Genomic DNA, 23,415 nt, shown 5'->3' with positions numbered 1-23,415 from the left:
CCGCCTTCGGCCAGAAGCGGACACGGACTCTGCTTCGACAGAAAGAGCAATGCCGGTTTGGCGGCTGCTCGACTGCTATATGCCTCCGCCAGTGAATGAAAGTGGCACTTCGCTAGTTCGCTCGCCTACCCATACCTGCATTTCCAGAGTCTGCAACCAGCCGTAATTGGTCAGAAAAGCCACATCGGCAGCATCGCGACCGTAAGCGACCACGATCCGACCACCACGGGGTGCGGACTGCGTCGGGTCGAAGGTGTACCAGCGGCCATCCAGGTAAGCCTCGAACCAGGCATGCAGATCCATCGGTTCCAGTCCGTGCAGATATCCAACCACCATCCGCGCAGGAATGCGCAGGCTCCTGCATAGCGTGATTCCGACATGTGCGTAGTCGCGGCAGACTCCTGCACGTGATTCCATAGTGCCGAGTGCATCCGTGGTGGCGTCGCTAACCCCGTACCGGTACGCGATATGGGTGCGGATCCATTCCACGATTGCCCCCACTTGCCCACTGCGGGGGGCCGCCGCAGCCACGATGGCCTGCGCCTGGTCGAACGTACGATCACTCGGGCAGTAGCGACTCGGCAGCAGGTACTGCAACGCGTGATCGGGCAGGAAAGCGGCCGGTGTCGGCGCGACCCACGGCGCAATGACGATATCCCGCTCGGTCTCGACCTCAAGCTCTGCCCGGATTCGCATGCGTCCACGCCGGACCACGAAACGCTGGCACAGGTTGCCGAATACATCGACGAACTCGGTCGGGCGAACGTGGGGGTCGAATGTATAGGTTTCGCTGATCAGCCATTGCGCTTCGCCACTGCGCGGTCGCAACATTGCGACCACCGCGCAGTCCTCGTTGGATTCGACTGTCAGTTCGCATCCGGCTAGCAGGCGCATGTTCGGTCCGATGGGAGGTGGAGTTCATCGCGAGCGCGAGGTCAGTTCAAGGCTTGGCCGATACTGCAGCACGTAGCCTCCCACATCTCGCACACGTCCAGCGTTACGCGCCAATGAAACGCGCGGTGCACAAGTCATGGGGCAGCAGGGAATCCATGTCTCCCGCGCGTCGATCGACACCCGGGCATGGTACGGCAGAAGATGTCCGTTTCGGGTCGGAAGCTGCCCTCCCCTTCCCCCGATAAACATCCCTAATCCATCGTCGTAGCACTGGGTCGAGGTCAGTTCCACTTCGTCAGAAGAAGTTGTCTCTGTTGGCCTTCCTGCGTTCAAGTGCGGCCCGTAGCTCCATGAGCGCGGCCTTGTGCAGCTGGGATACCCTCCCTTTTGTGACTTGGAGATCTTCGGCGATCTGCTGGAACTGCACGTGATGAAAATAGTGTGCGATGACGATCTTCCGCTGCCGAGCTGGCAGATCCAGCAATGCATCACCCAGCAGCTGATCGATCTTCAGGCTATCGACGTTATCGTGCTCGCCTCCTCCCCCCAGGAGGTAGCCTAGGCTCAGCCCAACTACCGCATCGATGAAGCCGTCCAGCGGATCCTGCTCGTCTTCCCAAAGCGAACGCAGCCGGTCGCTCGCTCCGGTATCGTCTGGCCGCCCGTGTGGCGATCGCACGTAGGACCGGATCCCGTTGAACACAGCGCCGCGTACGCGCGGCTTCGCAAAGCCTATGAAGGCTATGCCGCGCCGGCTGTCGAATCTCGACATGGCTTCCAGCAATCCCATCTGGGCGTTCTGCACATGATCTGCCCACTCCATGCCGTGAGAGGGCACCCTGCTCATGACGCCACCCGCAACACGTCGAGCCCACGTCGCATACTTGAGGAAAAGGTAGTCGCGGGCAGCGGTATCCTCATCTTCTTGGTAGCGGCGCCAAAGTTCCTGCTCGGCATCCTCGATCGCCATGGGCTCTAGGACCAGAAGCTGCCCAGCAATGTCCGCGACACAAGCACCCAGCCGTCGATCAGGATGAACAGGAGCAACTTGAGCGGTAGGCTGATCGTGGTGGGCGGCAGCATGATCATGCCCAGGGCCATCAGCACTGCCGATACAACCAGGTCGATCAGCAAGAACGGCAGGAAGATCACGAAACCGATCTGGAAGGCGGTCTTCAGCTCGCTGAGCAGGAAGGCCGCGGCCAGGTGTGTGAATTTGATGTCTTCGATCCGCCTGGGAGCAGGCTCACGCGCCATCTCGACGACGGCGAGCAGATCGCTCTCGCGTGTCTGGCGTATCATGAAGTCGCGGATCGGATCCTTGGCCCTCACGACCGCCTCGGTGGCAGATATCTGTTCGGCCATGTACGGCGCCAACGACTGCTGATGCACGTTGCCAAGCACTGGCCCCATCGAGAACAGGGTTAGGAACAGCGCAAGTGTGATTAGTACGCTGTTTGGCGGGGTCTGCGGAATGCCCAAGGCATGCCTCAGCAAGGCGAGCACCACGATGATGCGGGTGAACGACGTCATGCCGATCAGCAGCACTGGAATGAAGGACAGGAGGCTCAGGATGACAAAGGTCCGCAGCGCGGGCGCGAAATCCTGGCCGCTGGCGGCGGCCAAGGCTTCCGTGGCCGGATCCGCCGCCAAGGCGAACTCAGACACTGTCAGTAGTGCCAACGCAAGCACCACGACGCCTAGGCGAAGTTCACGGCGTTGCATCGACGCCCTCCCCGCTCGCTGGCTGGTTCGTGAGGGCTGATACCGACACCTGCCCCGTCGACTCCACGACCAGCCAAGCGTTCGTGCCATCTTCGATTCTGTATACCGTCGTCAGACGGCTGATGCGCTGTGCCTGCACGTCTAGTCGCCAACGCTTGCCGGTCTGACCGGCTGCAGCCAAAGGCGCCAGCTTGCGAAGCCAGCTGCGCTTCCTAGCGTACAGTGCCAGCGCCAGGAACGCGGCAAGCAACAGGATCGTGGCGGTCAGTACGCCCGTCAGCTCGCCACCGCTGACCGCAGGTTCAGCGCGATAGGGAATCGGGGTCTGTGCGCCAGCCTGACTGCTCATGCAAGTTCGGTGATGCGGATACCGAGTTTGTCGTCAACGCAGACCAGTTCGCCTTGCGCTACCGCCTTGCCGTTGAGCAGCAACGTCACGATAGCGTCGCTGCCCTCCTCCAGCTTCACGTTATCGCCCTTCCTCAAGGCGAACAGCTCTTCCACAGTCAGTTCGGCGTGACCGATCTCCGCGACCAACGAGATCTTCACGTGCCCGACCAGGCTCACGTCCTTTCCATTTCCAACGACTTCAGTGCTCATGATGGTTTCTTCTTCTATGCCACGAGGTAGCGGATAGCTTTACGCCAGGGTGATGTGCCGGTTGTCCCCGGTCTGGCCGAGCACGCCACTGGTCACATGCATCTTGTTGGTGGACAGTTCCACGCGCGCGCGGCGTGGGATGTCGGTCAGCAGCACTTCTCCCACCGACCATTCGAGTGAATCGGCAAGCGCGATCTGACCCAGGTCGATGTGTGCCGACAAGCGCAACTGGCTTTTCCCAAGTGCCGAGCGCCGGTCCGATAGCGGGCTGGGCGCGCGAACGGCGGGTTCCGGACCATGTGCATCGCACCATGCCCGGTTCGCCCATACCCAGATACTGGCGGACAAGCCCTGCAACTGGAAAAGCAGGCCACCGTGACGGGGCTCAAGTTGCCAGGGCGCGGGTGGTTCACCGCAAACCAGTGGCGCGTGCGGTCCCTCGCCCCATAACGAGGCGATCAGATCGTCGCGGCAGGCCGCCGCCACGTCGCCTGTCAGCGTGTTGGCTTCGCTCTCGGGGACATGCAACGCACGGGTTGCGAATGCATGGGCGGCGCCAAGAGGTGCTCCCAGCATCAAGTGCTGACCTTCGTGGCTCAGCGAATGCCATTCCAGCCCGGCCACCTGCGCTGGCGGGAGCGATATCGCGTGCAGCCGCAGTTCTAGCAGCCTATCGTCACCAGTGAACCAGCCATGCCACCAGTACGTGAGGCGCTGTTCCATGCGCTCGCGCAGCCAGCGTGCCCGCGAGGCTCCCTGCCAGCCGATACGGCGTACTTCCATGTCAGCCACCACGCGTACTGTTGTAGAGCTGCTCGATCATCTCGTTGCTGACCGTCATCACGCGCGAGCTGGCCTGGTAGCCGCGCTGGATGATCAGCATGTCGGCGAACTCTTGAGTCAGGTCGATGTTGGACATCTCCAAGCTCCCGCCCTGGACGCGTCCAAATACGCCTTCTCCTGCTCGTCCCAGTCCGCTGCGCTGTGCATCGGCATCTGAGATCAATCGGCCGGAACGTAGTTCCAGCAGGCTCTCACTATAGAACGAGGCAAGCGCCAGTCGCGCACCCTGGCGCTTCTCATTGGCGCTGTAAGTCAGCTGCAGCACGCCTTTGTCATCGAAGGACAACGTAGTGATGCCGAGGATCGGACGACCATCGGCGACTGTCCCGCTGACGTTATTGCTTATTCCCTGAAGGTGTGTGGTTCCTTGAAACGCACCTGGTGTACCGAAGTCGAAAGTGACCTCCTGCGTACCGCCTTCCACGGTCAACTGCGCGGTCAGGGTGTTATAGCCTGGCTCCAAGGTACCGGATGTACTAAAGCGCAGCTCACCACTCGCTACTTGGGCGCCGTTGGCATCGGTGATGGTGACCAGGAAGCTGCGGGGCAGCGTGGCATCCGGATTCTTGGTGAATTTGATCTTCAATGACTGGCTCGCGCCTGCCGCCGTATAGATGTTGGCGACGGTCACTTCGTGAGAGTCACCACTCGGTTGCAGGTTTCCGCTGAACGTTACTCGGGTGGTGGCCTGAGCCGGCAGCGTGCGCTGGCCCTCCAGCGAGATGGGCGCGAGATTGCCGTGCTGGTCGATCCCCATGACCTGGAAGCGGCTAACGCTGTCGATCAGGACGCCCTGCTCGTCGAAGATGAACTGGCCGGCACGGGTGTAGTGCAGGGACCCGTTGGCATCGCGCAGGACGAAGAAGCCGGATCCCTCCACGGCAACGTCCGTGGAGTTGCCGGTCTGGCGCAAGTCTCCGGCACCGGTGCGCATGCCCTGGCCCGTGATGCGGGCACCGTGCTCACCGGCGATATTCTCGAAGAACGAGTCGCTGCCGCGAAAACCCGGCGTGTTCATGTTCGCCACGTTGTTGCTGACCGTGTCCAGGCTGCGCGAGAAGCTGAAGAGTCCGGACAGGCTGTTGAAGAGCGCTTGAAACATGCGTTAGCTCCTAGGGACGGACGAGGCTGACTTGGGGAAGACGGATGCCAGTGAGGACGCTGCCGTTGACGTCGACGGTCAGGTCGGGCCCGGACGGCGTGAACTGGATCGCGGTGACGGTGCCTGAGACGCCGGTGCCCCCTGCCTGGGAAACTTCAACCTTGCGGTTCAGCAGGCTCAGCGCTTGGCTGGCGGACGTCATCGTCAACAGCGCCTCCGAGTTCATGCTCAGTTGCCGCGACTGTTCCAGATTACTGAACTGCGCTAACTGCGCGAGGAATTCGCGGTTGTCCACCGGCTCCAGGGGATCCTGGAACTGCAACTGGGCAAGGAAGAGTTTGATGAAGCCCTCCTGGTCGATGGTGTTGCGTCCTTCGGTGCTTGCGCTTCCGTTGTTGACGATGGATCCGATGGCATCGATGGCCATGCTCAGGACTCCGGCAGGGAATGAGGGGCGCGCCAGACTTCGACGCCGTTGATGACGATGCGGTGGGGTCTCTGGTGCAGCGGCTGGGACAGCAGGGAGCGGGTAAGGTCTTCCTGTGCGGCAGCGTCCATGCCGTAGTCGCGCAGCCACCAAGTGGTGTTGCCGTCCGCATCGACCGTCCGCCTGAGCAGGCGTTCGGACCAGGACGCCGCAAAGGCACTGCCCGCAGCATCCGCAGGCGGCGCACCAAACCCGCTGAGCGTGCCGTGCACGCTGCGCACCGTAGCAGCGATGCCGGTGGCAAGCGGGAATCGCGAATCCGTAGAGGCGATGCGCGAGGAACCGCCGGCCGGCATGGCGGTTACTTCCGCGTCCGCATACGGCGATGACGCTTGTTGGGTGACGCGGACGTCCATCGCAGCCGCCCGGCCGCCGCTCGCCTCGCGAACACCCAGTTGCGACAGGTATGCCTGCGCCTGCAACATCCACGGATAGACCGTGCCCACGAATTGCGTGTCGTCGAACAGGGTCGCGGAGACCGCTCCCTGGGTCGCTCCGACGACCGTCGCTAAGGTTTGCGGCAGGGGTGTCTGGCCCTCGCGGCTTGCGTCGTCGGCCTCCTCCACCCAGGCTCGGAAATCGCCGGCGTTCTGTCGCATTTCACGCAAGGGATCGCGCGGGCCAACGCCACCGTTCGTGCCTGAGGGGCCATGCCATGGAAGTGGCGCGCCACAGTCAATCGGATCCATGCTGCCTCCTGGCTAACCACATGTCGCTCACGGCGTCAGCGTCGCGATGTTCCACTTCGGTGGCGGCCATGGCCGCCACCCGTTGTTGGCGCCGGGCGACCACGTCTCTGGCCAACAACGCGCGGCCGTAGTCAGCACGCGCCAAGTCCAGTGCCTTGTCTGCCTTGCTGGCGTTCTCATCAGCTTCTGACCATCGCGTCATCGCCGACGCTTCGACGCCCAAGGCGTGGGTATAGATCGCTAATTCGATGGCACCGCCGTCCGCAGATGGCACCTTCCAGCGTCCCACCGCTTCGGCTTCGTCGCGACGCAGATCGCGGATTTCATGCGCGCTGCCTGCCTCGTGTGCGGTGCGCGACATCGCCGCGTGCGCCTTGTCCTGCTCGAACTGGCGCAAGCGCGACAAGACGTCTGCGCGGCGCATGGCCGACTTATCCATGCGACACGTCCAGTACACGACGCAGTGCGGCCAGCGCTTCTTCACGGGAATAGGCGTCCTGTGATGCTTGGCGCAGCACGGTGTCGAGTCCGGGTTTCAGATCGATCGCCGCATCGAGCGCGGTGTTGATGCCGCGCTGGTGCGCACCCAATTCGACCAAGTCGCGGGATCCCTCGTACGTGGCCAGGTGCCGGCGTACCTCGGAGGCCAACGCTGCCTGCGTCGGCGTCGCCAAGGCATCCAGCAGGCGGCTCGCACTGTGCAGGACGTCGACGGCGGGATGGTGGCCGCGTGCGGCTAGCTCGCGGCTCAGCACGATGTGGCCGTCCAGAATCGCCCGCATGTGATCGGTGATGGGTTCGTTCATATCGTCGCCCTCGACCAGAACGCTGTAGACCGCCGTGATGGAACCGTGGGCCCAGCGGCCGCAACGTTCCGCTATGCGCGGCAACCAGCCGAACACTGAGGGTGTATAGCCGCGGAAGGTCGGCGGTTCGCCGATGGCGAGACCGATCTCGCGCTGCGCCATGGCGAAGCGTGTGATCGAATCGACCACCAACAGCACCGACTTCCCCTGGTCGCGGAAGTACTCGGCCACCGCATGCGCGGCATGCACCGCATGCACGCGCACCAGCGCCGGTTGATCGGCGGTGGCGGCCATCACGACAGAACGGCGAAGGCCATCGCCGAGCGATTCGCGGATGAAGTCGCCTACTTCGCGACCACGCTCGCCGATCAGTGCGAGCACGGTGACGTCGGCGCTCACGTGGCGCGCCAACATGCCCAGCAACGTACTTTTGCCCACGCCGCTGCCGGAGAACACGCCTACGCGCTGGCCCTCTCCCAGGGTCAAAAGCGTATCGATGGCCCGGACACCGGTCTCCATGACCTTGTCGATGCCGCGCCGGCTCAAAGGATTGGAGGGTGCGGCATGCAACGCCTGGCGATCGGGCAACGACAGCGTCGGCCCATCGTCCAGCGGTTGGCAGAACGCGTCCACCACGCGACCGAGCAAGCCGTTGCCCACCGGCACATCCAGTGTGTGGCCACAGGCACGGATCAGGCTCCGCGGAGAAATGCCCGACACTGCGCCGTAAGGCATCAGAAGCATGTGCTCCCGGCGAAAGCCGACGACCTGCGCGCGGGTGGGCGCCATGCCTTCGCTACCGACGATCTCGCACAACTCGCCAAGCCTGGCGTCGGGGCCCTCGGCCTCGATGACCAGGCCGTCGAACGCCACGATGCGCCCATGCCGCTGGTGCATTTCTGCGGCATGCACCGCGCTGCGCAGTCGTTCGCCCAGGCTCATGTTTCCGCCTTGGTGTGATGCAGGGCCAGTCCTGCTAGGAAGGCCTGCCGGATCTGCTCAAGGCGCACGTCCAGACCCGTGTCGTAGTGACCCAGCCGGGATTGGAGACGTACCTGCCCACGCTTCAGTGCAGGATCGGTACGCAGCTCGGCGGACGTTAGTTTGCCCACCAAGGCATGGTCCTGGTCGCAGACCCAGAGCACATGCGTCTCTCCGCCGGCATCCGACAGCGCCTGCTGGCACAGGTCGCGCATCAGCTCGCCCTCGGCTTCGCGATTTCCCAGCACGCGTACCAGCGCGGCATATGCTGCTTGTACAGCCGCTTCCTCGGCAGCCCTGTCCGCCTCACCGAGCACCTGTTCCAAGCGCGCCGCGAGCGCTTGCAGCGCAGCCCGCTCTTCATCGAGATGTTTCTGTGCCTTGGCCCAATCTTCTTCAAGGCGCTTCTTCATCGTGACCAGTTCAGCTTGCACGCGCCTTTCCACCGCGGCTTTCCCTTCCGCCATGCCGGCCTGGTAACCACGCTCGCGCTGGCGCTCAAGTTCATCCTGTTGTTGGCGCTGCGCCTCCGCCAAGCGTTGTTGCGCGTGCGCCCCATCACTCGGCGCGGGAATCTCCTGCCGCGGCTCGTCGCCGGACCACGCACGCAGGTCCAGGCCGCTCGCATCCAGTCGTCGGACGAGCGGCTGCGTCATGCCGCCACCGCCTGCAATTGTTGGCGGGCCGCTGCAAGCGTGGCAGTCCGCAGGCGCTCCGGCATCACGGGCAATTCTTCAAGGTACCCCTGCACGCCGCCAGCGAAGCCGGCAGGCAGCAGCGAGAACAGGAAGCCGTGATCGCGCAGCGGCGCAGCCGCCAGCACGCGCGCGTACGTGCGCGCGTCCACGTGCTCCGCAAGCTTCACCAGTTCATCCAGCCCGAAATCGGGAGCGCCCTGGATCGCGGTCAGCGGCTGACCTAATGCCTGCTCCACCATATCGCGCCTCGCCCATCCTTGGCGCTCCACGTGTGCGATCGCAAGACGCAGATGCCGCGCCGTGCCGCGTGGCACGCTGGCGAGCAGGCGCTTGCGCTGGTCGCGATCCATCAGGCTCGCGACCAGCGCGGCTTTGCGCAGCGCCAGTTCGCTCATCGAACTTCACCTGCGAGCCAAGCGCGGATGTTGCGTGCCGCCTGCTCGCTTTCTTCGTGGCTCAGCACTTGTAACGGCGGCACCTTGCGCGTACCGCGCAGCAGCCACATGCCCAGTGCACCGGACATCAATGCGGCGAGCAGCCACAGCGGATGGATGAAAGGGATTTCCTCAAATGCTCGCGATGGCGTGCGGGATGCGCCGGGTGCGGGTATGGACTCGACGCCCGGTTGTGCGGTGGGTGCAGCGAGCGGCGTCGCCACGGCAAGTTCCAGGCTGTCTCCGCGATCGAAGTCCAACCCTGCGGCCGCCGAAGCCAGGCGGCGCAGGTGCGCCTGTTGTGTGGCCGGAACCGAGGCAGGCAACAGGATGGCGACAGTGATGCGGTCGATGGCGCCCGTCGCGCGGGTTACTTCCTGGCGTTCGCGGCCGTGGGCGTACTCCAGTTGCTCGTTCAGTAACGAAGCCGGAGCGGTCGCGCCTTCCGGGGCACGATCGCCGTTGCGATTGCTCCGTACCAGAAGGCCGTGTTCCTTGCCCGGGCTTCCCAGCAGGCGCTCGCTGGTGGTGTGCACGCGATCGAAGTTCATCGCCACGTTTACCGAGATCGCGGCCTGCTGGCCATTGAGCGCCTTCGCCACCACCTTGCCGATCTTCGCTTCCAGTGCGCTGGCCAGTTCTTCGGCCGTACCGGAACCTTCGGCAACGCTTTCCGCAAGGCTACCGCCGATCAGCTGCATGCCGGAGGGACCCACCACGACCACGGACTCCGGCTGCAAGCCATCCACCGCCGAAGCGACGAGATTGCGGATCCCCGCCACCTGCTTGCGCTCCAGCGTGGCGCCCGGAACAAGCGTCAATGCGACCGATGCCTTTGACTGCGCCTCGTCCGCCAGAAATAGGCCCGGGCGCCGGATGGACAGGTGCACGCGGGCGTTCTGCACGCCTGGAACGGTGGCAATCGTGCGCTCGATCTCGCCCTGCAGTGCGCGCTGGTAGTTGATCCGTTGGGCGAATTCAGTGACGCCGAATTCGTTGTCGTCGAACAGCTCGAAGCCGACATGGCCACCACGAGGTACGCCGGCCGACACCAGGCGCATTCGTAGGGCATGCATCTGCTGCTCGTCGACCAGGATTCCGGTGCCGTCAGCCGTGAAGTGGTGCGGGACCTTCCACTCCTCCAACGCCGCTGCGATCTCGGCGGCATCGACTTCCTTAAGGTTCCCGAACAATAGGGACTCGCGCGGCGAGAAGATCCACCATAGGGCCACCACGGTTCCCAGTGCAAGCAGGATCAGTCCTGCCAGCAAGCCGCGCCTGGCGCCCTGGGCCAGGGAGAGGTAGAACGTCTTGATCGAAGACACGGCCTTCATTCCTTAGAGTTGCATGCGCGACAGTTCCTGGTACGCCTCGACCACGCGGTTGCGTACTTCCGACAGCAGCATCAGCTGCATGCGCGCGTCTTCCAGGGAGATCATCACGTCGTGCGTCGCGATCTCCTGCCCCGAGGCCAGCAGACGCACGTTCTGATCGGCCGCCTGCAAAGCCAGGTTGGTAGACGCCAGGCCGCGTTCAATGGCGGCACCGAAGTCGGCGCGAGGCGGCGGGATCGTAGAGGCATGTGCCTCGGTGATGGAGGCCGCGCCCAGCGCGGCAATGGCGTCGATGGTCATCACTTGGCTCCGATTTCCATGGCACGCAGCAGCATGCCGCGCAGGACGTTGAACGAACGGACGTTGGCTTCGTAGCCGCGGCTGGCGGTCAGCAGCGTGGTCATTTCCTGGACCATATCGACGGCGGGGTAATGCACGCGGCCCTGCGCGTCGGCCAGCGGATGCTTGGGATCGAGTACCGAACGCGTGCCGAGGCCGGCTCCCAGATCCGCTCCGAGCGCCTGGGCGAACGTGGCGCCCGAGCCGGCGGACGCGGGATCGATCGGCTGATTGGCGGCAGCAATGCGCCGACTCGCCAGATCCAACCGGAGACGTTCATTCTGCATCCCGGCCCGGCTGGCCTCCAGAATCGCATCGATACTCATGTCCCGCTCCTTCCGCTGATGGCCAGGCGCATCAGGCCAAAATGTCGGCTCAGCGACTCGGTCAACGCCTGATAGTTCATGCCCGCCGAAACGGAGTCGGCGACGAGCTGGTCCAGCGATGGCCGTTCGGCGATGTACTGCTCGTGCACCACGGCCATGGTGGGCGAGCTCGGCGAAGCCAGCGCGTCGCGGGTCGCGTGCGAAGGCCCGTTCGCCGCAGCGCCGAGTAACGCGTCCGTGGCGCTCTGGTCGATCACGAACATCGGTGCATCCGTGGCAGAAGCATTGACGATGTTCCAGCCGGTCACTTCCGCTTTGAGCTGGTTCAGGTTGAGTGCCATGCGGACGGCATCCACGGTCAGGTCAGACATGCATGCTCCGGGTCATTGGATGATCAACTCGCCGTCGAGCGCGCCGGCGGCCTTGATCGATTGCAGGACGGCGATGACATCCCGGGTACTCAACTTGATCGTGCGCAACGATGAGATCAGGTCGGCGACTGTCGCGCCCTCAGCGACGCTCACCACGGGTGCCACGCCTTCGTTCGTCTCGATCGTGCTTTCCGGCACTACGACACTGCGTACCCCGTTACCAGGTCGAGACAGGAAGCCTTCGGGCTGTGAGACGCTGTATCGCGTCGAAATCTCCACCCGCAGCTCGCCATGGGAAATACTGACCTGGCCGAGTCGGATGTCGCCGCCTGCGACGACGGTGCCGGTACGTTCGTTGATGACCACCCGCGCCCGCCGCTCGCGGCTGACCAGCACGTTCTCGATCCGGGAAATCTGAGCGACGGTGTCGGTCACAGGCGCATCGAAGCTGACCGATACCTTGCCCGCATGCTCGGCACGCGCGAGGGAGCCCGGCAGTGCGGCATTGATGGCGCCGGCGATGTGATTGGCGGTGGTGAAGTCCGGTTCGTTCAGCAGCACCTGCAGCGAACGCCCATCGCCGACGACGCCCAACGACGAGGCGCGCTCGACGGTCGCTCCGGACGGAATCCAGCCGACCGTAGGGTGGTTCTTCTGCACCGACGCGGTGATGGCTTCGAACTGGTAGCCCCCCACCGAGATGGCGCCCTGTGCGATGGCATACACCTTGCCGTCCGGTCCGCTCAATGGAGCCAGCATCAGCGTGCCACCAGTAAGGCTGCGCGCATCGCCGGCGGAGGCGACCTGTACGTCGAGCTGCTGTCCCGGCTCGGCGAATGCAGGCAGCTTGGCGGTCACCAATACCGCCGCCACATTGCGGCTCGAAAGGTCCGTCAGGTCCACCTGCACACCGAAATTGCGCAGCGTGTTGGCGACGGATTGCACCGTGGCGCGATTGCGCGCCGAGTCGCCTGAGCCAGACAGGCCGAACACCAGGCCGTAACCGGTCAGCGGGTTGTCGCGCACGCCGGCGATGCGGGCGATGTCGCGGACCTTGACCTCCTGGCTTGCGGCCCAGCCCCACGTTGGCAGTAACAGCAGGATGAGCAGCGATGCGAAGCGGGTCATAGCAACCTCAACCATTTCAGCACGCGATAGACGACGCTCTGCCGTTGCGAACTACTGACCACGCCGCTTCCGCTGAACTCGACGCGCGCATTGGCCAGCCGGTGCGACCAGACGCTGTTGTCGGACTGGATGTCGTCAGGCCGGACCAGGCCGCTAAGGACGATGCGCTGGTCCTCACCGTTGATGACCAGTGACTGTGCGCCTTCCACGGCCAGCGTGCCGTCGGGAAGGACCTCGGCGACGCGTACGGAGAGCTGCGTACGCAGTTCGCCGACGCGTGAGGTTTCCGCACCCCCGCTGTTGGAGGCGGACAGCGCCCCCTGCGCTTGCGCCTGGTAATTCTTCGCGGACGCCGCGGCGCTCAGGCGTATGTCGGAGCTCGCATCGGTCGCGGCTCCAGACCGTGCCCGGGCCGCCTCCAGTACGTTGACCGTCAGCAGGTCGCCTGTCCGGTAGGCACGGCGGTCGGCGGCGATACCCCGGTAGGTGTCCGCATCGATCATGCTCTGTTGCGCCGCTGCCGGCAGCATGACGGCGCCGAGCAACACCGACATCCCTGCTGCGAGCTGTCTACCGCGTCGTTTACCGTTCAATGGCCACCTCGCCGCGTGCCACGACCTTGGCCAGCACCGAGCGTTCCGCGCCCTCCGCGCGGACCTGGACCCACTGCCCCATTTCCCCCTCCCCATTGGCTATTGCAGGAACCGTCAACGCGACGGGGCCCTGGCGCAGCGAGAGGCGAACGGCTTCTTCCCGGCTCACTGCGGGTCGCAGTATCAGGTCCGATCGCACCACCGGCTCGCCGGCGCGGACCGTGCGCCGCAGCCTCCAGTTGTCCATCGCACCCAGGGCATCCAGCGCTGCCGCTGGCTCCGTACTCCCCGCCATGTCGACCTCGTCGATGCGTACCGCGAGCGCATTCAGGGGCGTGCCCGACCGCACGTCCACCACGTATACCGGCACCTGTTGCCACCACTGGACGGACAACCACACCATTCGCGTCTGTTCGACGCGGTCGCCCCTTCTAATCTCCACCGGCACACCCACCCGACGACGTGGCCATGCCCCATCCACTGTAAGGGCGTGCAGGCGCACCTCGCCTTCGCCCGGAATGCTGGAAACCTCAGGCATTGGGCTGGCGGACAGCTCTAGGCGTCCGGTCAACATCTCACTGCGTTCGCGCAACGAGGCTTCCGCGCACGCCAGCAGTTGTTCGCCCGACACCGTTTGCGCGGCTAGGCAGGGCGCACTCAAGGTCGCCAGCAACAGGATGCCAATGCGCGTCGCGGCGTTCATCAGCGGCGCAGGTTGTTGATGGTTTCCAGCACCTGGTCCGAGGCCTGGAGGACGCGCGCGTTGAGCTGGTAAGCGCGCTGCGCGAGTACCAGCCCCGTCATCTCGTCGATCATGTCGACGTTGGCCATTTCCAGATAACCCTGCTGCAGCTTGCCGTAGCCCTCCTGCCCGGCCACGCCACGCAGCGGCTCGCCCGCACGCGGCCCGGCGCTGAACACGTTGCCGCCTTCCGCCACAAGTCCTTCGGTTGAAACGAAACCCACCAGATCGATGGTGCCGAGTACGGTGGGCTCGGCGGCACCGTCGAGTACGGCGCTGACTTCGCCCTCAGCGGAGATCTGGACGTCGCTCGCGCCCTGCGGGATCTGGATGCCGGCCGTCAGGCGCATGCCGTTGACTGCGGTCAGGTAGCCTTGGTCGTCCAACCGGAACTGGCCCGAGCGGGAATAGAAACGGCTTCCGGTGGCGTTCTCCAGTTCGAAGAATCCGTTTCCGTCGATGGCCAAGTCCAGGGCGCCACGCGTGGGCTGCAGCGCGCCGGTGGCGAACTCCTGGCTGGTCGACACAACGCGCGCGCCCGCGCCGCGATGCTGCTGCTCCAGCGAGCCGACCTGCCCCGTCACGGGCAAGGTCGCCATTTCAGCAAAGTTCACCCGGCCACGCTTGAAACCGGGCGTCTGCATGTTGGCGACGTTGTTGGAAATCACGTCGATCTGTTCCTGCTGGCTGCGCAGGCCACTGGAGGAAATATAAAGAGCGTCGATCATGGTGGGTCCTCGTTGCGTCAGTTGTCGCCGATGCGATTGATGCCGGTATCAAGCGTGCGATCGTAGATGGAGATGGCGCGCTGCACGGATTCCGCGTGTCGGCTGAGTTCGATCAGCCGCTGGGTCTCTTCGGCGGCGTCGACATTGGACTGCTCGATGGCCCCTTGCTGCACCGTGCCGTTCCATGTTCCTACGGTGCCGTCGTAGCGGTAGCCGCCGCCAGTTGCCTGCAGGCGTGCGGGCTCGGCGATACCCGCGACCGCGAGCTGCGCCAGGCGCTGATCGCCCTGCCAGACAATGCCTGCGCCATCGACGCGTACATCCTGTTCCGGCAATACCAGCGGACCGGCATCGGTCATTACCTCGTCGCCGGCGAGCGTGGCGAGCACGCCGTCGGCGCGACGGACGAAGTGCCCGGCACGGGTGAGCAGTACCTCGTCGCCACGCTTGACCTGGAAGAATCCATCCCCGCGGAGCGCGAGGTCGAGGGAGCGACCGGTCTGTTTGAGCGGACCGTCTTGCAACTGCACGCGCTGTTCCTGGGCCAGCGCGTTGGCGAAATCGGGAAGCATGCGCACACCCTGGAAGCCCGGTGTGGCGAGGTTGGCGACGTTGTGGCTGACCGCATTGAGGCCTTGCACGTCCGCGCCCAGAGCGCGACTGATGACCTGGATGGTGTCGCTCATATGCAACTCCCGTACTGGACAGATGTCATGGGGAACCTCCGACTGCCGCGAAGGAACGGACCATGGTGGTGGGGGGAACTTCGTTGAGCCCGACGATGGCCACGTGCGGCAACGAACGCTGGACCAGGTTGCGCAGAGGACGTCGCAGTGGCGATGGGCACAGCAACACCGGCATCAGGTTGCGGCCCATCATCGCCTCCGACTGCCGCGACAGGTGCTTGATGAAGACGTCGAGCTGGGCCATGTCGGAAAAAAGCGGCGCCCTGCCCTCTACGGTTCGCTGAGTGCCCAACAGGGAGCGCTCGACATCGGGTGCCAGGGTCAGCACGTTCAACTCGCCACGGGTATCGCTGAACTTCTGACAGATGGACGGGCCCAAGCGTTCGCGCACTCGCTCCGCGAGTTCCTCCGGAACTTTGATCGTCCGGCCCACGTCCACCAGGACTTCCAGGATGGCTTCGAGATTGCGGACGCTGACTTGCTCGCGCAGCAGCAGTTGCAACGTCTTCTGGATGTCGGAGAACGTCAGGATGTTCGGCACCAGTTCGTCCACCAGCGGTCCGCTGCTCTCGCGCAGGCGGCGGACCAGGCGTTCCGTCTCCATGCGCGTCAGCAATTCCGGCGCCTGCTGCTTGACCAGTTCGTTCAGATGGGTGATCAGCACGGTGTCGGGTTCGACCAGCGTGTAGCCCGCCGTCCTGGCCGCCGTCCTTTGCTCGGGCTCGATCCATAGTGCCGGCAGGCCATACGCGGGGTCGCGTGTCTCGAGACCTTCCAGCTTTTGGCGAACGCTGCCAGGGTTGATTGCCAGCACCTGTTGAGGGCGAAGCGTGCCCTGCCCGATCCGATTGCCCTGGACGAGGACTTCGTAGACATGCGCATCCAGGTCGGGGCGCAACGATGTCTGCACCTTCGGAAGTACGAATCCCAGTTCGCTGGCGACCTGCTTGCGCAGATGGATGATGCGTTCGGCGAGATCACCCGTGGGGCCCATCAGCAGGTCATGGACGGTGGCTCCGAGCCTGATTTCGATCGGCTCGAGGCGCATGGCCTGTTGCAAGTCGTCCTGGGTGCCGCCGCCACTGGCATTGGCGCCCGCTGCGCCCTCGGGATCGTTCTCGTCATCCTGCGTGCGCGCGGCGCGCATCGCGTACCACGCCAGCGCGACGACTCCCGCCAATACCAGCAGCACCGGGAAACTTGGGAAGTCAGGCAGGAACAGGATTACCAGCAGCACGGCGGCGACGACCAGCAGTGCACGTGGGCTCGACAGCATCTGCCGCGGGATCTCTTCACCCAGCCGGGCATCCGCAGCGGCACGGGTGATGATGATGCCGGTGGCGACCGCGATCACCAGCGAAGGAATCTGGGTGACGATGCCATCGCCGACCGTCAACAGGGTGAAGCGCTGGACCGCTTCGGTCCAGGGCATGCCCATCTGCGCGATGCCGATGGCCAGCCCGCCGACGATATTGATGAGGATGATGATGATGCCGGCGATCGCGTCGCCCTTGACGAACTTGGTGGCGCCATCCATGGCGCCATAGAAGTTGGCTTCCTTCTCGATCATCGCGCGGCGCCGGCGCGCCTCGTGTTCGTCGATCAGGCCCATGTTCATGTCGGCATCGATGCTCATCTGCTTGCCGGGCATGCTGTCCAGGGTGAAGCGCGCCGCCACTTCCGCCACGCGCTGGGCACCGTTGGTGACGACGACGTACTGCACCACGACGAGGATCAGGAACACGACAATGCCGACGACGTAGTTGCCGCGAATCACGAACGAGCCGATCGCATTGATGACACGCCCTGCATCCGCACCGTCAAGGATCAGGCGCGTCGCGGATACGTTCAGCGCCAGCCGGAACATCGTAGCGATGAGCAGCAGCGTCGGGAACGTCGAGAAGTTCAGCGGCGACTCGGTGAAGAACGTCACCAGCAGCACCAGCAGCGCCAAGCTGATATTGATCACCAGCAGGAAGTCCAGCACGGGCGGCGGGACGGGCACGAACAGGATGATCAGGATGCCCACGACCAGGGCGACCAGCGCCAGATCGCGTTTGTCAGACCACAGCAGTGCGAAAAGTTCCTTCATCGCGGCGTCCTGCCCTGTGCGAACAACTGCCGGTACACCGGAGCGAGCTGACCATACAGGGCTTCGGGCACCGGTGCGTCGATCTCGCAGTCTGCATAGATCGCACGTGCCAACGCGGGCATGCGCAGCACCGGCACGCCGGCCGTGCCCGCCAGGGCGCGAATGCGTGCCGCCAGGAAACCCCTGCCTTTGGCCAGCACGATCGGAGCCCGCATGGTCCTGGGACGGTACTGCACAGCGACCGCATAGTGGGTCGGGTTGGTCAGTACCACGTCGGCGTCGCCTACACGTGGCAGCGCCCGAACCTTCTTCAGCAACTCACGTTGCTGCCGTTTCTGCTTCGACTTGACCTCCGGATCGCCATCGCGGCGCTTGACCTCGTCGCGCAGTTCGCGACGACTCATGCGCATGCGCTTCATATGATCGCGGCGCACGAACATCAGGTCGGCCAGCGCGGCCAGGCCGAGCACCAGCAGCACATAGAGAGACGTTTTCCAAAAGCCGGTGAGAACGAGTCCCGGCAGCTGCTGGGGAGATGCAGACGCAACGAGTGCAATCAGTCGTGGCGCGGCGGAAAACGCCAAGTAGCCCAGCATGACAAGCAAAACAAGCTTCACCGTCAGTTTGCCCAGCTCCCACAGGCTACGCATCGAGAAGACGCGCTTGAACGCATTGGCGGGATTCATCCGCTGAAAATCCGGCCGGATAGGATGCGCGCTGAAGATGGGCCCGGTCTGCGCGAGGTTGGCGACCACGGCGACCACGACCAAGGCCAGCACGAGCGGCATCATGGACTGCATCAGTCCGCTGTAGACCTCGCCGAGCCACCCCATCATCTCCATGCCCAGCAATGGCCTCGCGCCCGCGAGTTCGACAACGCGGCGCGTCGCGCCGGACAACGCATCGGCAATGCCCGCCACAGTCAACATCAGCGTCACCACGAACACGAGCAGGCCGGATACGCCCACGATGTCCGCGCTCTTGGCGACCTCACCTTTGCGCCGAGCCTCCTCAAGGCGGTACGGCGTCGGCTGTTCCGTCTTGTCCTGGTCGCCCTGCGCCATCAGCGCACCCCCAGAACGGCGGGAACCTGGTCGAAGGCATCGCGGAACAAGCGTCCGATCAACGTCGGCGCGTATGCCAAGGTCAGCGCAAGCAATCCGACCGCCGCCGCCACCTTCAACGGTAGCGCCAGGAAGTAGATGTTGGCCTGGGGCATCGAGCGGCTGGCATAGGCGATCGCAATGTCGATGCAGAACAGACCGATCACGACCGGTGAAACTACCATCAGGCCGGACAGGAAACTGCTTCCTAGCAGTGCGAAGAACGCGTCCTGCTGCAGGTTCAGCGACAGGCTCCCCAGCGGCATCCAGCTCTGGCTAGCGGCGATGCCCTTGAACAGCAGCACATGCAGGTCCAGGGTGAAGAACAGGACGGTGGCTGCGAGCATCAGCGCATGTCCGAGCAGCGATTCGCCGCTGCCGGATCCGGGGTTGAACAACGTGGCCGCCCCAAGACCGGCCTGCATGTCCAGCAACCAGCCCGACGTATGCAATGCCGCATTCGGCAACATTAAACCCAGTCCGAAGACGAGCCCGATCAGCAGTTCGCCCAATGCGCCGAGCACCAGTGCGACCGGCCATCCGCGTGCGTCGATCGGCGGCGTGTCAGGCAACGCGAGGACGGTCAACCAGGAGAACGCCAGCAGCAGGATGATGCGAATGAAGGCCGGCGCCCAGCTCAATGGCGACAGACCCGGCAGGACCATCACCGGCAAATAACGTAATAGTGCGAAGGCGAAGACGACGGCGAAGGTGGTGATGGGATCCATGACTAAAGACCCGCGGCGAATTCGAACAGGCGATTGGCCAGTTCCACGGTGGTGGCGATCATCCAGCCGCCGAGCATCAGGCTGATCACGCCCACCGCGATCAGCTTCGGGATGAAGGTCAACGTCATTTCCTGCACCTGGGTGACAACCTGCACGATCGAGATCAGCAGTCCCACAACCAAGGTCACCAGCAGGATCGGTGCCGACACCTTCGCTGCGGCCCACAGCGTTTCTGACAGCAGGTGCATGGCGGTATCGGCATCCATGCCCGCGCTCCTAGCGTCGTCCGCCGCGCTGGGCGGTCGCGCGTTCGCGCACGCGCTGGGCTGCGACGCGTGCGTCCTCGTCACTGATGCCAGGCATGGCGCCCGCACGCATCAGTTCCGCGAAGATGGCATCCGCGGCGTCATGTTCGCCGGTGTGTTGCAACCAAAGCGAGCGCGCATAGCGGCCGCTTACACACGCGGGGTCCAGACGGAGCGCGCGCTTCATGGCATCCTCGCCCTCCTCGTAGCGCTCGTCCAACAGCGCAACAACCGCAAGTCCGCCGTGCGACTCAGCGAAGTTGCGATCCAGATCCAGGGCTTCGAGGTAGCTCTTTTCGGCGATAGCGAGCTCGCCGGAGAGCAGTTGGATCCAAGCCAGCGCATGCCAAGTGCCGACGTGGTCCGGCATCGCTACCACCGCGCGCTCCAGCGTGGTACGCGCCTGGTCGAGATCCCCGGCCAGCATGTGGCATTGGCCCATCCCGGACAGCGCACGGCCCGAGTTTGGAAACCGGTCCAGTGCACGGCCGTAGTGCTGGCCCGCGAGCTGCGCATCCCCGCGCCAGAGGCTGGCGGTACCGGCCGCCAGCAGTGCTTCATGCTGATCCGGATGCTGCGCCAGGCAGGCAGCTGCGATGTTGAGTGCCTGCGCTTCATCGCCCGCGTCGAGCCAGGCCAGCGCGCGGAGTCCTTGTGTCGTCGCATCGGCGGGATCCAGGCGGAGCGCGTCATCCAGCGCGGCCTGGGCGGCGGCGTAGTCCTTGCGCATCAGCGCGATGCGCGCCTGCAGGATACGCAGCGCGGCGGTCTCGCCGTGGCGGGTGAGTGCGGTTTCGAGCGATGCATGCGCGCCGTCGAGGTTGCGCTGGCAGAGCTGCGCAAACACGATGTCGTGGGCGATTGTCGGACCGTCGTGGCCCGTGGCCTGAAGGCAGACCAGGTTGTCTTCTGCTCGGCGATATTCGCCGGTAACCAGATCGAGCCGCGCGTAACGGAAGCGCACGCTGACTAGCGCCTGGCCCTCTTCCGGTAGCGGCTCCAAGGTGCCGCGCGCTTCAGCAAAACTCCCCGCCGCGAAGTGCTGATCGAAGACTTCACATGCCAGTTCGGGATTGCCTGGATCCTGCGCCAGGAAGGCGCTCAACCGTTGCAGCGACGACATTACGAGCCTTACCCACTTCCCTGCGCTGCGTCTCACCGAGCAAGTGAGGACCGCCGCATATGCCAATTCCTTGGAGCCCGACAAGCCATGTCTGCAGGTGTATCGCCACCATCCACCCCGGATGTGGGCTGCTGCAAAAGCACGTTTTGAAGAGCGTCCCCCTTGTTGAGTCGGACTGTAATGCAGGCTCAGCGGCGGGTGTCAAGCGGCGCGTGCAACTACTTGTGTTTACTGGACTTCAGTGCTGATAGTAAATCCATGTACCTTTGATTCTGCGCATCATCGACCTCGAATGTGCCGATGATGTGGTCCATCAGGGGCTTCCAGTCCGGGTGTTCTCGAAAGGCTTCGCCGTATTCCCACAACAGCACGGCTCTGACCAGGCGAACGCGGGAGTTCTGGATGGATGCAGGATCCGTCAGATCCACCTCGCGTGCGATATCGACCAGTTGGGCCCGCAGTTTCGCCGGCGACTTGGCGGCGGTGGGTGTGCCTTTGTCGGCTTGGGATGTCCGCGAGGTTGGGGAGGATGCCGGCCTTTTTTCTGTCTTGCGCAGCATGTCGCCGCGAAGGGCGGCGATCAGGGCAGACGTCGATGACAGGCGGTCCATGGCCACGAGGCGTCAGTGCTGGCGGCCGTAGTTGGACAGCAGGAAGCTGGCGCCGGTGCTGGCGGCGGCGGGCTCTCCTTGATTTGCCAGCGGCTCGCGCTCACGCAATTGCTGCAGCAGGCGCGCCATGTCCTGTGCCAGCGCCGGAATGGCTTGTGAAAGTTCAAGGCCGTGCTGGAGGTGCTGGATGGCGGACGCAGTGTCCGACGTTGCCAGGGCACTGAGTGCGGCAGCGTAGACTGAAAGCGAGCCTCCGCCTTCGGTGAGCGGCGCCAGGGTCTTGTGGGCTTCATCAGCCTCGCCCTTCAACAGGAGGAGCTGGCCCAGTTGGAAGCGGGGCATGGGGAAGTCTGCAGGTCCGAGGTCGGTCGCCGTGCGGAAACCAGCTTCAGCGCGATCCATCATGCCCAGCTGAGCATGCTGGGCGGCCAGCAGGTAGTGGCCGTAAGCGTGGGAGGGATCCCGTTCAACCAGAATCTTCAGCAATTCTGTGGCATCGGCATCGCGGTTGGCTGTCATCGCTGACAGCGACAGCCGCAAGAGTTCTTCATTGTCGAGACGGTCGTAACTCATTGAATTCCCTTCGGGGTCTGGGCTGGGTGCGGGTGCATATCGAATAGTCCCCGCCAGCCGTTCGGAGTTTAGCGTCCTATCTACCGTACGCGGCTGAATCGCCTGTTGGAGGTGGTAACGGCGCTGAGATATTCGCTGCTACAGTCAAGCTGCCCAACTATAGGGGACGGAGGGAATTAAGCGGTATTCTCCTACATGCCGCCTACACCTTCACCGATCCGACTCACCGGAGATCATGGGCATGCTCGCATCAGCCCATCGCTTGCGGTCTCAGCATGCCACGTCGCGCCCGACTCGTACTCGCCGGCATTCCCCTCCACGTCACCCAGCGTGGCGTCAATCGCGCCGCCATCTTCCTTGATGATGAGGATCGCCATCACTTCCATCGCCTGCTGCGCGAAGCTTGCGCAGCCCACTGCATCGCCGTCCATGCCTTCGTATTGATGGACAACCATGTCCATCTGCTGCTTACGCCCTCCAAACCAGAATCGCTGGCGCCTGCCATGCGCGTATTGGGGCAAAACTATGTGCAGGCATTCAATGCCAGGCACGGACGTAGCGGCACTCTGTGGCAAGGGCGTTTCAAATCCTGTCTGGTTGATTCGGATCGCTACCTGCTCACGGTTTGCCGTTACATCGAGCTCAATCCGGTCCGTGCCGCCATGGTCACCGCACCCGAGGACTACCGCTGGTCCAGCGTGCATACGCATCTGGGCACTGCCTGCGATCCATTGATTACCCCGCATCCTGTGTATCTGGCGCTCGCCCACACTTTTGCCGAGCGCATCGCTGCTTATCGGGAGTGGTTGCAAGCCGGCATCTGCGAAGACGACTTAAAAGCCATACGCAACCATCTGGAACAAGAGCGTGCGCTGGGCAGTGAACGATTCCAGAAGATGGTCGAGAAGACCCTGAATCGCCCAGCCATCTGCAGACCGCGCGGCAGACCAAGAGCCAGGGCGAGTTAATTCCCTCCGTCCCTGTAGTTCTCACTCCCACGCCATCACGCTGCCCATGGCCGACAACGAGCGCGCTTTCTACGTCCAACTCGGCGAACGCATCGCCGCCACCCGCAAGACCCAAGGCATCACCCAGGTGCAACTGGCCGAGTTGCTGGGCGTTGCTCAGCAGACCATGGCGCACTACGAAGGAGGGAGCGTGAGGATTCCGGTCGAGACGCTGGCCCAGCTTGCCCAGCACCTGCACACCTCGGTGGAAGCACTGATCGGCACGCCAGCCGCCAAGGCCCGCAGCAAGCGCGGGCCAGCCTCCAAGCTCGAACAGCAACTAGAGCAGGTCCATCGCCTACCCAAGGCACAGCAGAAGTTCGTCAGTCAGATGCTTGATACGGTGCTGCAACAAGCGCAGCACTGA

Annotated in this window: 31 protein-coding genes; 2 read left to right on the top strand and 29 right to left on the bottom strand. The window is 64.0% G+C overall.

The window, feature by feature from the left end:
- Positions 1 to 75: 75 nt before the first annotated feature.
- The 29 genes from IB223_RS14500 to IB223_RS14360 all read right to left on the bottom strand — a co-directional run bounded on the left by IB223_RS14500 (position 76) and on the right by IB223_RS14360 (position 22,041).
- Entirely contained in the window at positions 76 to 894 is an 819-nt protein-coding gene (locus IB223_RS14500; protein WP_192202490.1) for a transglutaminase family protein, read from the bottom strand.
- Positions 895 to 1,189: 295 nt separating this feature from the next.
- The gene (locus IB223_RS14495) at positions 1,190 to 1,864 is read right to left on the bottom strand and encodes a sigma-70 family RNA polymerase sigma factor (protein ID WP_192202489.1); all 675 of its coding nucleotides are present in this window, start codon (positions 1,862 to 1,864) and stop codon (positions 1,190 to 1,192) included.
- 5 nt (positions 1,865 to 1,869) lie between these two features.
- A complete protein-coding gene (fliP, locus tag IB223_RS14490; protein WP_192202488.1) occupies positions 1,870 to 2,619 on the bottom strand; it encodes a flagellar type III secretion system pore protein FliP in 750 nt (249 codons plus the stop codon).
- A complete protein-coding gene (locus tag IB223_RS14485) occupies positions 2,606 to 2,968 on the bottom strand; it encodes a hypothetical protein (protein WP_192202487.1) in 363 nt (120 codons plus the stop codon). Before IB223_RS14485 ends, fliP begins: the two co-directional genes overlap by 14 nt.
- Positions 2,965 to 3,219 carry a FliM/FliN family flagellar motor switch protein gene (locus tag IB223_RS14480; protein ID WP_192202486.1) on the bottom strand — a complete coding sequence of 85 codons (255 nt, stop codon included), beginning with the start codon at positions 3,217 to 3,219 and terminating at the stop codon, positions 2,965 to 2,967. Before IB223_RS14480 ends, IB223_RS14485 begins: the two co-directional genes overlap by 4 nt.
- A 39-nt stretch (positions 3,220 to 3,258) precedes the next feature.
- Positions 3,259 to 4,002, bottom strand: coding sequence for a FliM/FliN family flagellar motor switch protein (locus IB223_RS14475; RefSeq protein WP_192202485.1), 744 nt, complete (start codon positions 4,000 to 4,002; stop codon positions 3,259 to 3,261).
- A gap of 1 nt (position 4,003) precedes the next feature.
- Positions 4,004 to 5,164, bottom strand: coding sequence for a flagellar hook-basal body complex protein (locus IB223_RS14470; protein WP_192202484.1), 1,161 nt, complete (start codon positions 5,162 to 5,164; stop codon positions 4,004 to 4,006).
- Between the two features lie 10 nt (positions 5,165 to 5,174).
- Positions 5,175 to 5,591 carry a flagellar hook capping FlgD N-terminal domain-containing protein gene (locus IB223_RS14465; RefSeq protein ID WP_192202483.1) on the bottom strand — a complete coding sequence of 139 codons (417 nt, stop codon included), beginning with the start codon at positions 5,589 to 5,591 and terminating at the stop codon, positions 5,175 to 5,177.
- A 2-nt stretch (positions 5,592 to 5,593) separates the two neighbouring features.
- A complete protein-coding gene (locus IB223_RS14460; protein ID WP_192202482.1) occupies positions 5,594 to 6,340 on the bottom strand; it encodes a hypothetical protein in 747 nt (248 codons plus the stop codon).
- A complete protein-coding gene (locus IB223_RS14455; protein WP_192202481.1) occupies positions 6,327 to 6,779 on the bottom strand; it encodes a hypothetical protein in 453 nt (150 codons plus the stop codon). Before IB223_RS14455 ends, IB223_RS14460 begins: the two co-directional genes overlap by 14 nt.
- Complete coding sequence (locus IB223_RS14450; protein WP_192202480.1) at positions 6,772 to 8,088, bottom strand: FliI/YscN family ATPase; 1,317 nt, start codon at positions 8,086 to 8,088, stop codon at positions 6,772 to 6,774. Before IB223_RS14450 ends, IB223_RS14455 begins: the two co-directional genes overlap by 8 nt.
- Entirely contained in the window at positions 8,085 to 8,783 is a 699-nt protein-coding gene (locus IB223_RS14445; protein WP_192202479.1) for a FliH/SctL family protein, read from the bottom strand. The genes IB223_RS14450 and IB223_RS14445 overlap by 4 nt, the downstream gene beginning before the upstream one ends.
- Positions 8,780 to 9,220: a hypothetical protein gene (locus IB223_RS14440; protein WP_192202478.1), complete on the bottom strand. Its 441-nt coding sequence runs from the start codon at positions 9,218 to 9,220 to the stop codon at positions 8,780 to 8,782. The genes IB223_RS14445 and IB223_RS14440 overlap by 4 nt, the downstream gene beginning before the upstream one ends.
- Entirely contained in the window at positions 9,217 to 10,584 is a 1,368-nt protein-coding gene (fliF, locus tag IB223_RS14435; protein WP_343227207.1) for a flagellar basal-body MS-ring/collar protein FliF, read from the bottom strand. Before fliF ends, IB223_RS14440 begins: the two co-directional genes overlap by 4 nt.
- A gap of 12 nt (positions 10,585 to 10,596) precedes the next feature.
- Positions 10,597 to 10,893, bottom strand: a complete 297-nt coding sequence (gene fliE / locus IB223_RS14430; RefSeq protein ID WP_192202476.1) for a flagellar hook-basal body complex protein FliE — start codon at positions 10,891 to 10,893, stop codon at positions 10,597 to 10,599.
- The gene (locus IB223_RS14425; protein ID WP_192202475.1) at positions 10,893 to 11,258 is read right to left on the bottom strand and encodes a flagellar basal body rod C-terminal domain-containing protein; all 366 of its coding nucleotides are present in this window, start codon (positions 11,256 to 11,258) and stop codon (positions 10,893 to 10,895) included. Before IB223_RS14425 ends, fliE begins: the two co-directional genes overlap by 1 nt.
- Positions 11,255 to 11,629: a hypothetical protein gene (locus IB223_RS14420; protein WP_192202474.1), complete on the bottom strand. Its 375-nt coding sequence runs from the start codon at positions 11,627 to 11,629 to the stop codon at positions 11,255 to 11,257. The genes IB223_RS14425 and IB223_RS14420 overlap by 4 nt, the downstream gene beginning before the upstream one ends.
- Positions 11,630 to 11,641: 12 nt before the next feature.
- Complete coding sequence (locus tag IB223_RS14415) at positions 11,642 to 12,757, bottom strand: flagellar basal body P-ring protein FlgI (protein ID WP_192202473.1); 1,116 nt, start codon at positions 12,755 to 12,757, stop codon at positions 11,642 to 11,644.
- A complete protein-coding gene (locus IB223_RS14410; RefSeq protein WP_192202472.1) occupies positions 12,754 to 13,311 on the bottom strand; it encodes a flagellar basal body L-ring protein FlgH in 558 nt (185 codons plus the stop codon). The genes IB223_RS14415 and IB223_RS14410 overlap by 4 nt, the downstream gene beginning before the upstream one ends.
- Before the next feature lie 28 nt (positions 13,312 to 13,339).
- Positions 13,340 to 14,053: a flagellar basal body P-ring formation chaperone FlgA gene (flgA, locus tag IB223_RS14405; protein ID WP_192202471.1), complete on the bottom strand. Its 714-nt coding sequence runs from the start codon at positions 14,051 to 14,053 to the stop codon at positions 13,340 to 13,342.
- Positions 14,053 to 14,820 (bottom strand): flagellar hook-basal body complex protein, encoded by a 768-nt coding sequence (locus tag IB223_RS14400; protein ID WP_192202470.1) that lies wholly within the window; start codon positions 14,818 to 14,820, stop codon positions 14,053 to 14,055. Before IB223_RS14400 ends, flgA begins: the two co-directional genes overlap by 1 nt.
- A gap of 17 nt (positions 14,821 to 14,837) precedes the next feature.
- Positions 14,838 to 15,506, bottom strand: a complete 669-nt coding sequence (locus IB223_RS14395) for a flagellar hook basal-body protein (protein ID WP_192202469.1) — start codon at positions 15,504 to 15,506, stop codon at positions 14,838 to 14,840.
- 25 nt (positions 15,507 to 15,531) lie between these two features.
- The gene (locus IB223_RS14390; protein ID WP_192202468.1) at positions 15,532 to 17,598 is read right to left on the bottom strand and encodes a flagellar biosynthesis protein FlhA; all 2,067 of its coding nucleotides are present in this window, start codon (positions 17,596 to 17,598) and stop codon (positions 15,532 to 15,534) included.
- Positions 17,595 to 18,662 carry an EscU/YscU/HrcU family type III secretion system export apparatus switch protein gene (locus IB223_RS14385; protein ID WP_192202467.1) on the bottom strand — a complete coding sequence of 356 codons (1,068 nt, stop codon included), beginning with the start codon at positions 18,660 to 18,662 and terminating at the stop codon, positions 17,595 to 17,597. The genes IB223_RS14390 and IB223_RS14385 overlap by 4 nt, the downstream gene beginning before the upstream one ends.
- Positions 18,662 to 19,429 (bottom strand): flagellar biosynthetic protein FliR, encoded by a 768-nt coding sequence (locus IB223_RS14380; RefSeq protein ID WP_192202466.1) that lies wholly within the window; start codon positions 19,427 to 19,429, stop codon positions 18,662 to 18,664. The genes IB223_RS14385 and IB223_RS14380 overlap by 1 nt, the downstream gene beginning before the upstream one ends.
- Positions 19,430 to 19,431: 2 nt before the next feature.
- Positions 19,432 to 19,695 carry a flagellar biosynthetic protein FliQ gene (locus IB223_RS14375; protein ID WP_192202465.1) on the bottom strand — a complete coding sequence of 88 codons (264 nt, stop codon included), beginning with the start codon at positions 19,693 to 19,695 and terminating at the stop codon, positions 19,432 to 19,434.
- A gap of 10 nt (positions 19,696 to 19,705) precedes the next feature.
- Positions 19,706 to 20,941, bottom strand: coding sequence for a tetratricopeptide repeat protein (locus IB223_RS14370; RefSeq protein ID WP_192202464.1), 1,236 nt, complete (start codon positions 20,939 to 20,941; stop codon positions 19,706 to 19,708).
- 134 nt (positions 20,942 to 21,075) lie between these two features.
- On the bottom strand, positions 21,076 to 21,468 hold the full coding sequence (locus IB223_RS14365; protein WP_192202463.1) for a hypothetical protein: 393 nt from the start codon (positions 21,466 to 21,468) through the stop codon (positions 21,076 to 21,078).
- Between the two features lie 12 nt (positions 21,469 to 21,480).
- Positions 21,481 to 22,041, bottom strand: a complete 561-nt coding sequence (locus IB223_RS14360) for a hypothetical protein (RefSeq protein ID WP_225591113.1) — start codon at positions 22,039 to 22,041, stop codon at positions 21,481 to 21,483.
- Positions 22,042 to 22,316: 275 nt separating this feature from the next.
- Here IB223_RS14360 and IB223_RS14355 point away from each other — a divergent pair, with 275 nt between their 5' ends.
- Entirely contained in the window at positions 22,317 to 23,009 is a 693-nt protein-coding gene (locus IB223_RS14355; RefSeq protein WP_192202462.1) for a transposase, read from the top strand.
- Positions 23,010 to 23,055: 46 nt separating this feature from the next.
- Positions 23,056 to 23,415: a helix-turn-helix domain-containing protein gene (locus IB223_RS14350; RefSeq protein WP_192202461.1), complete on the top strand. Its 360-nt coding sequence runs from the start codon at positions 23,056 to 23,058 to the stop codon at positions 23,413 to 23,415.

Source organism: Pseudoxanthomonas sp. PXM03 (assembly GCF_014852005.1).
Classification (GTDB): domain Bacteria; phylum Pseudomonadota; class Gammaproteobacteria; order Xanthomonadales; family Xanthomonadaceae; genus Pseudoxanthomonas_A.
This window is presented reverse-complemented; position numbering and strand designations above follow the sequence as displayed.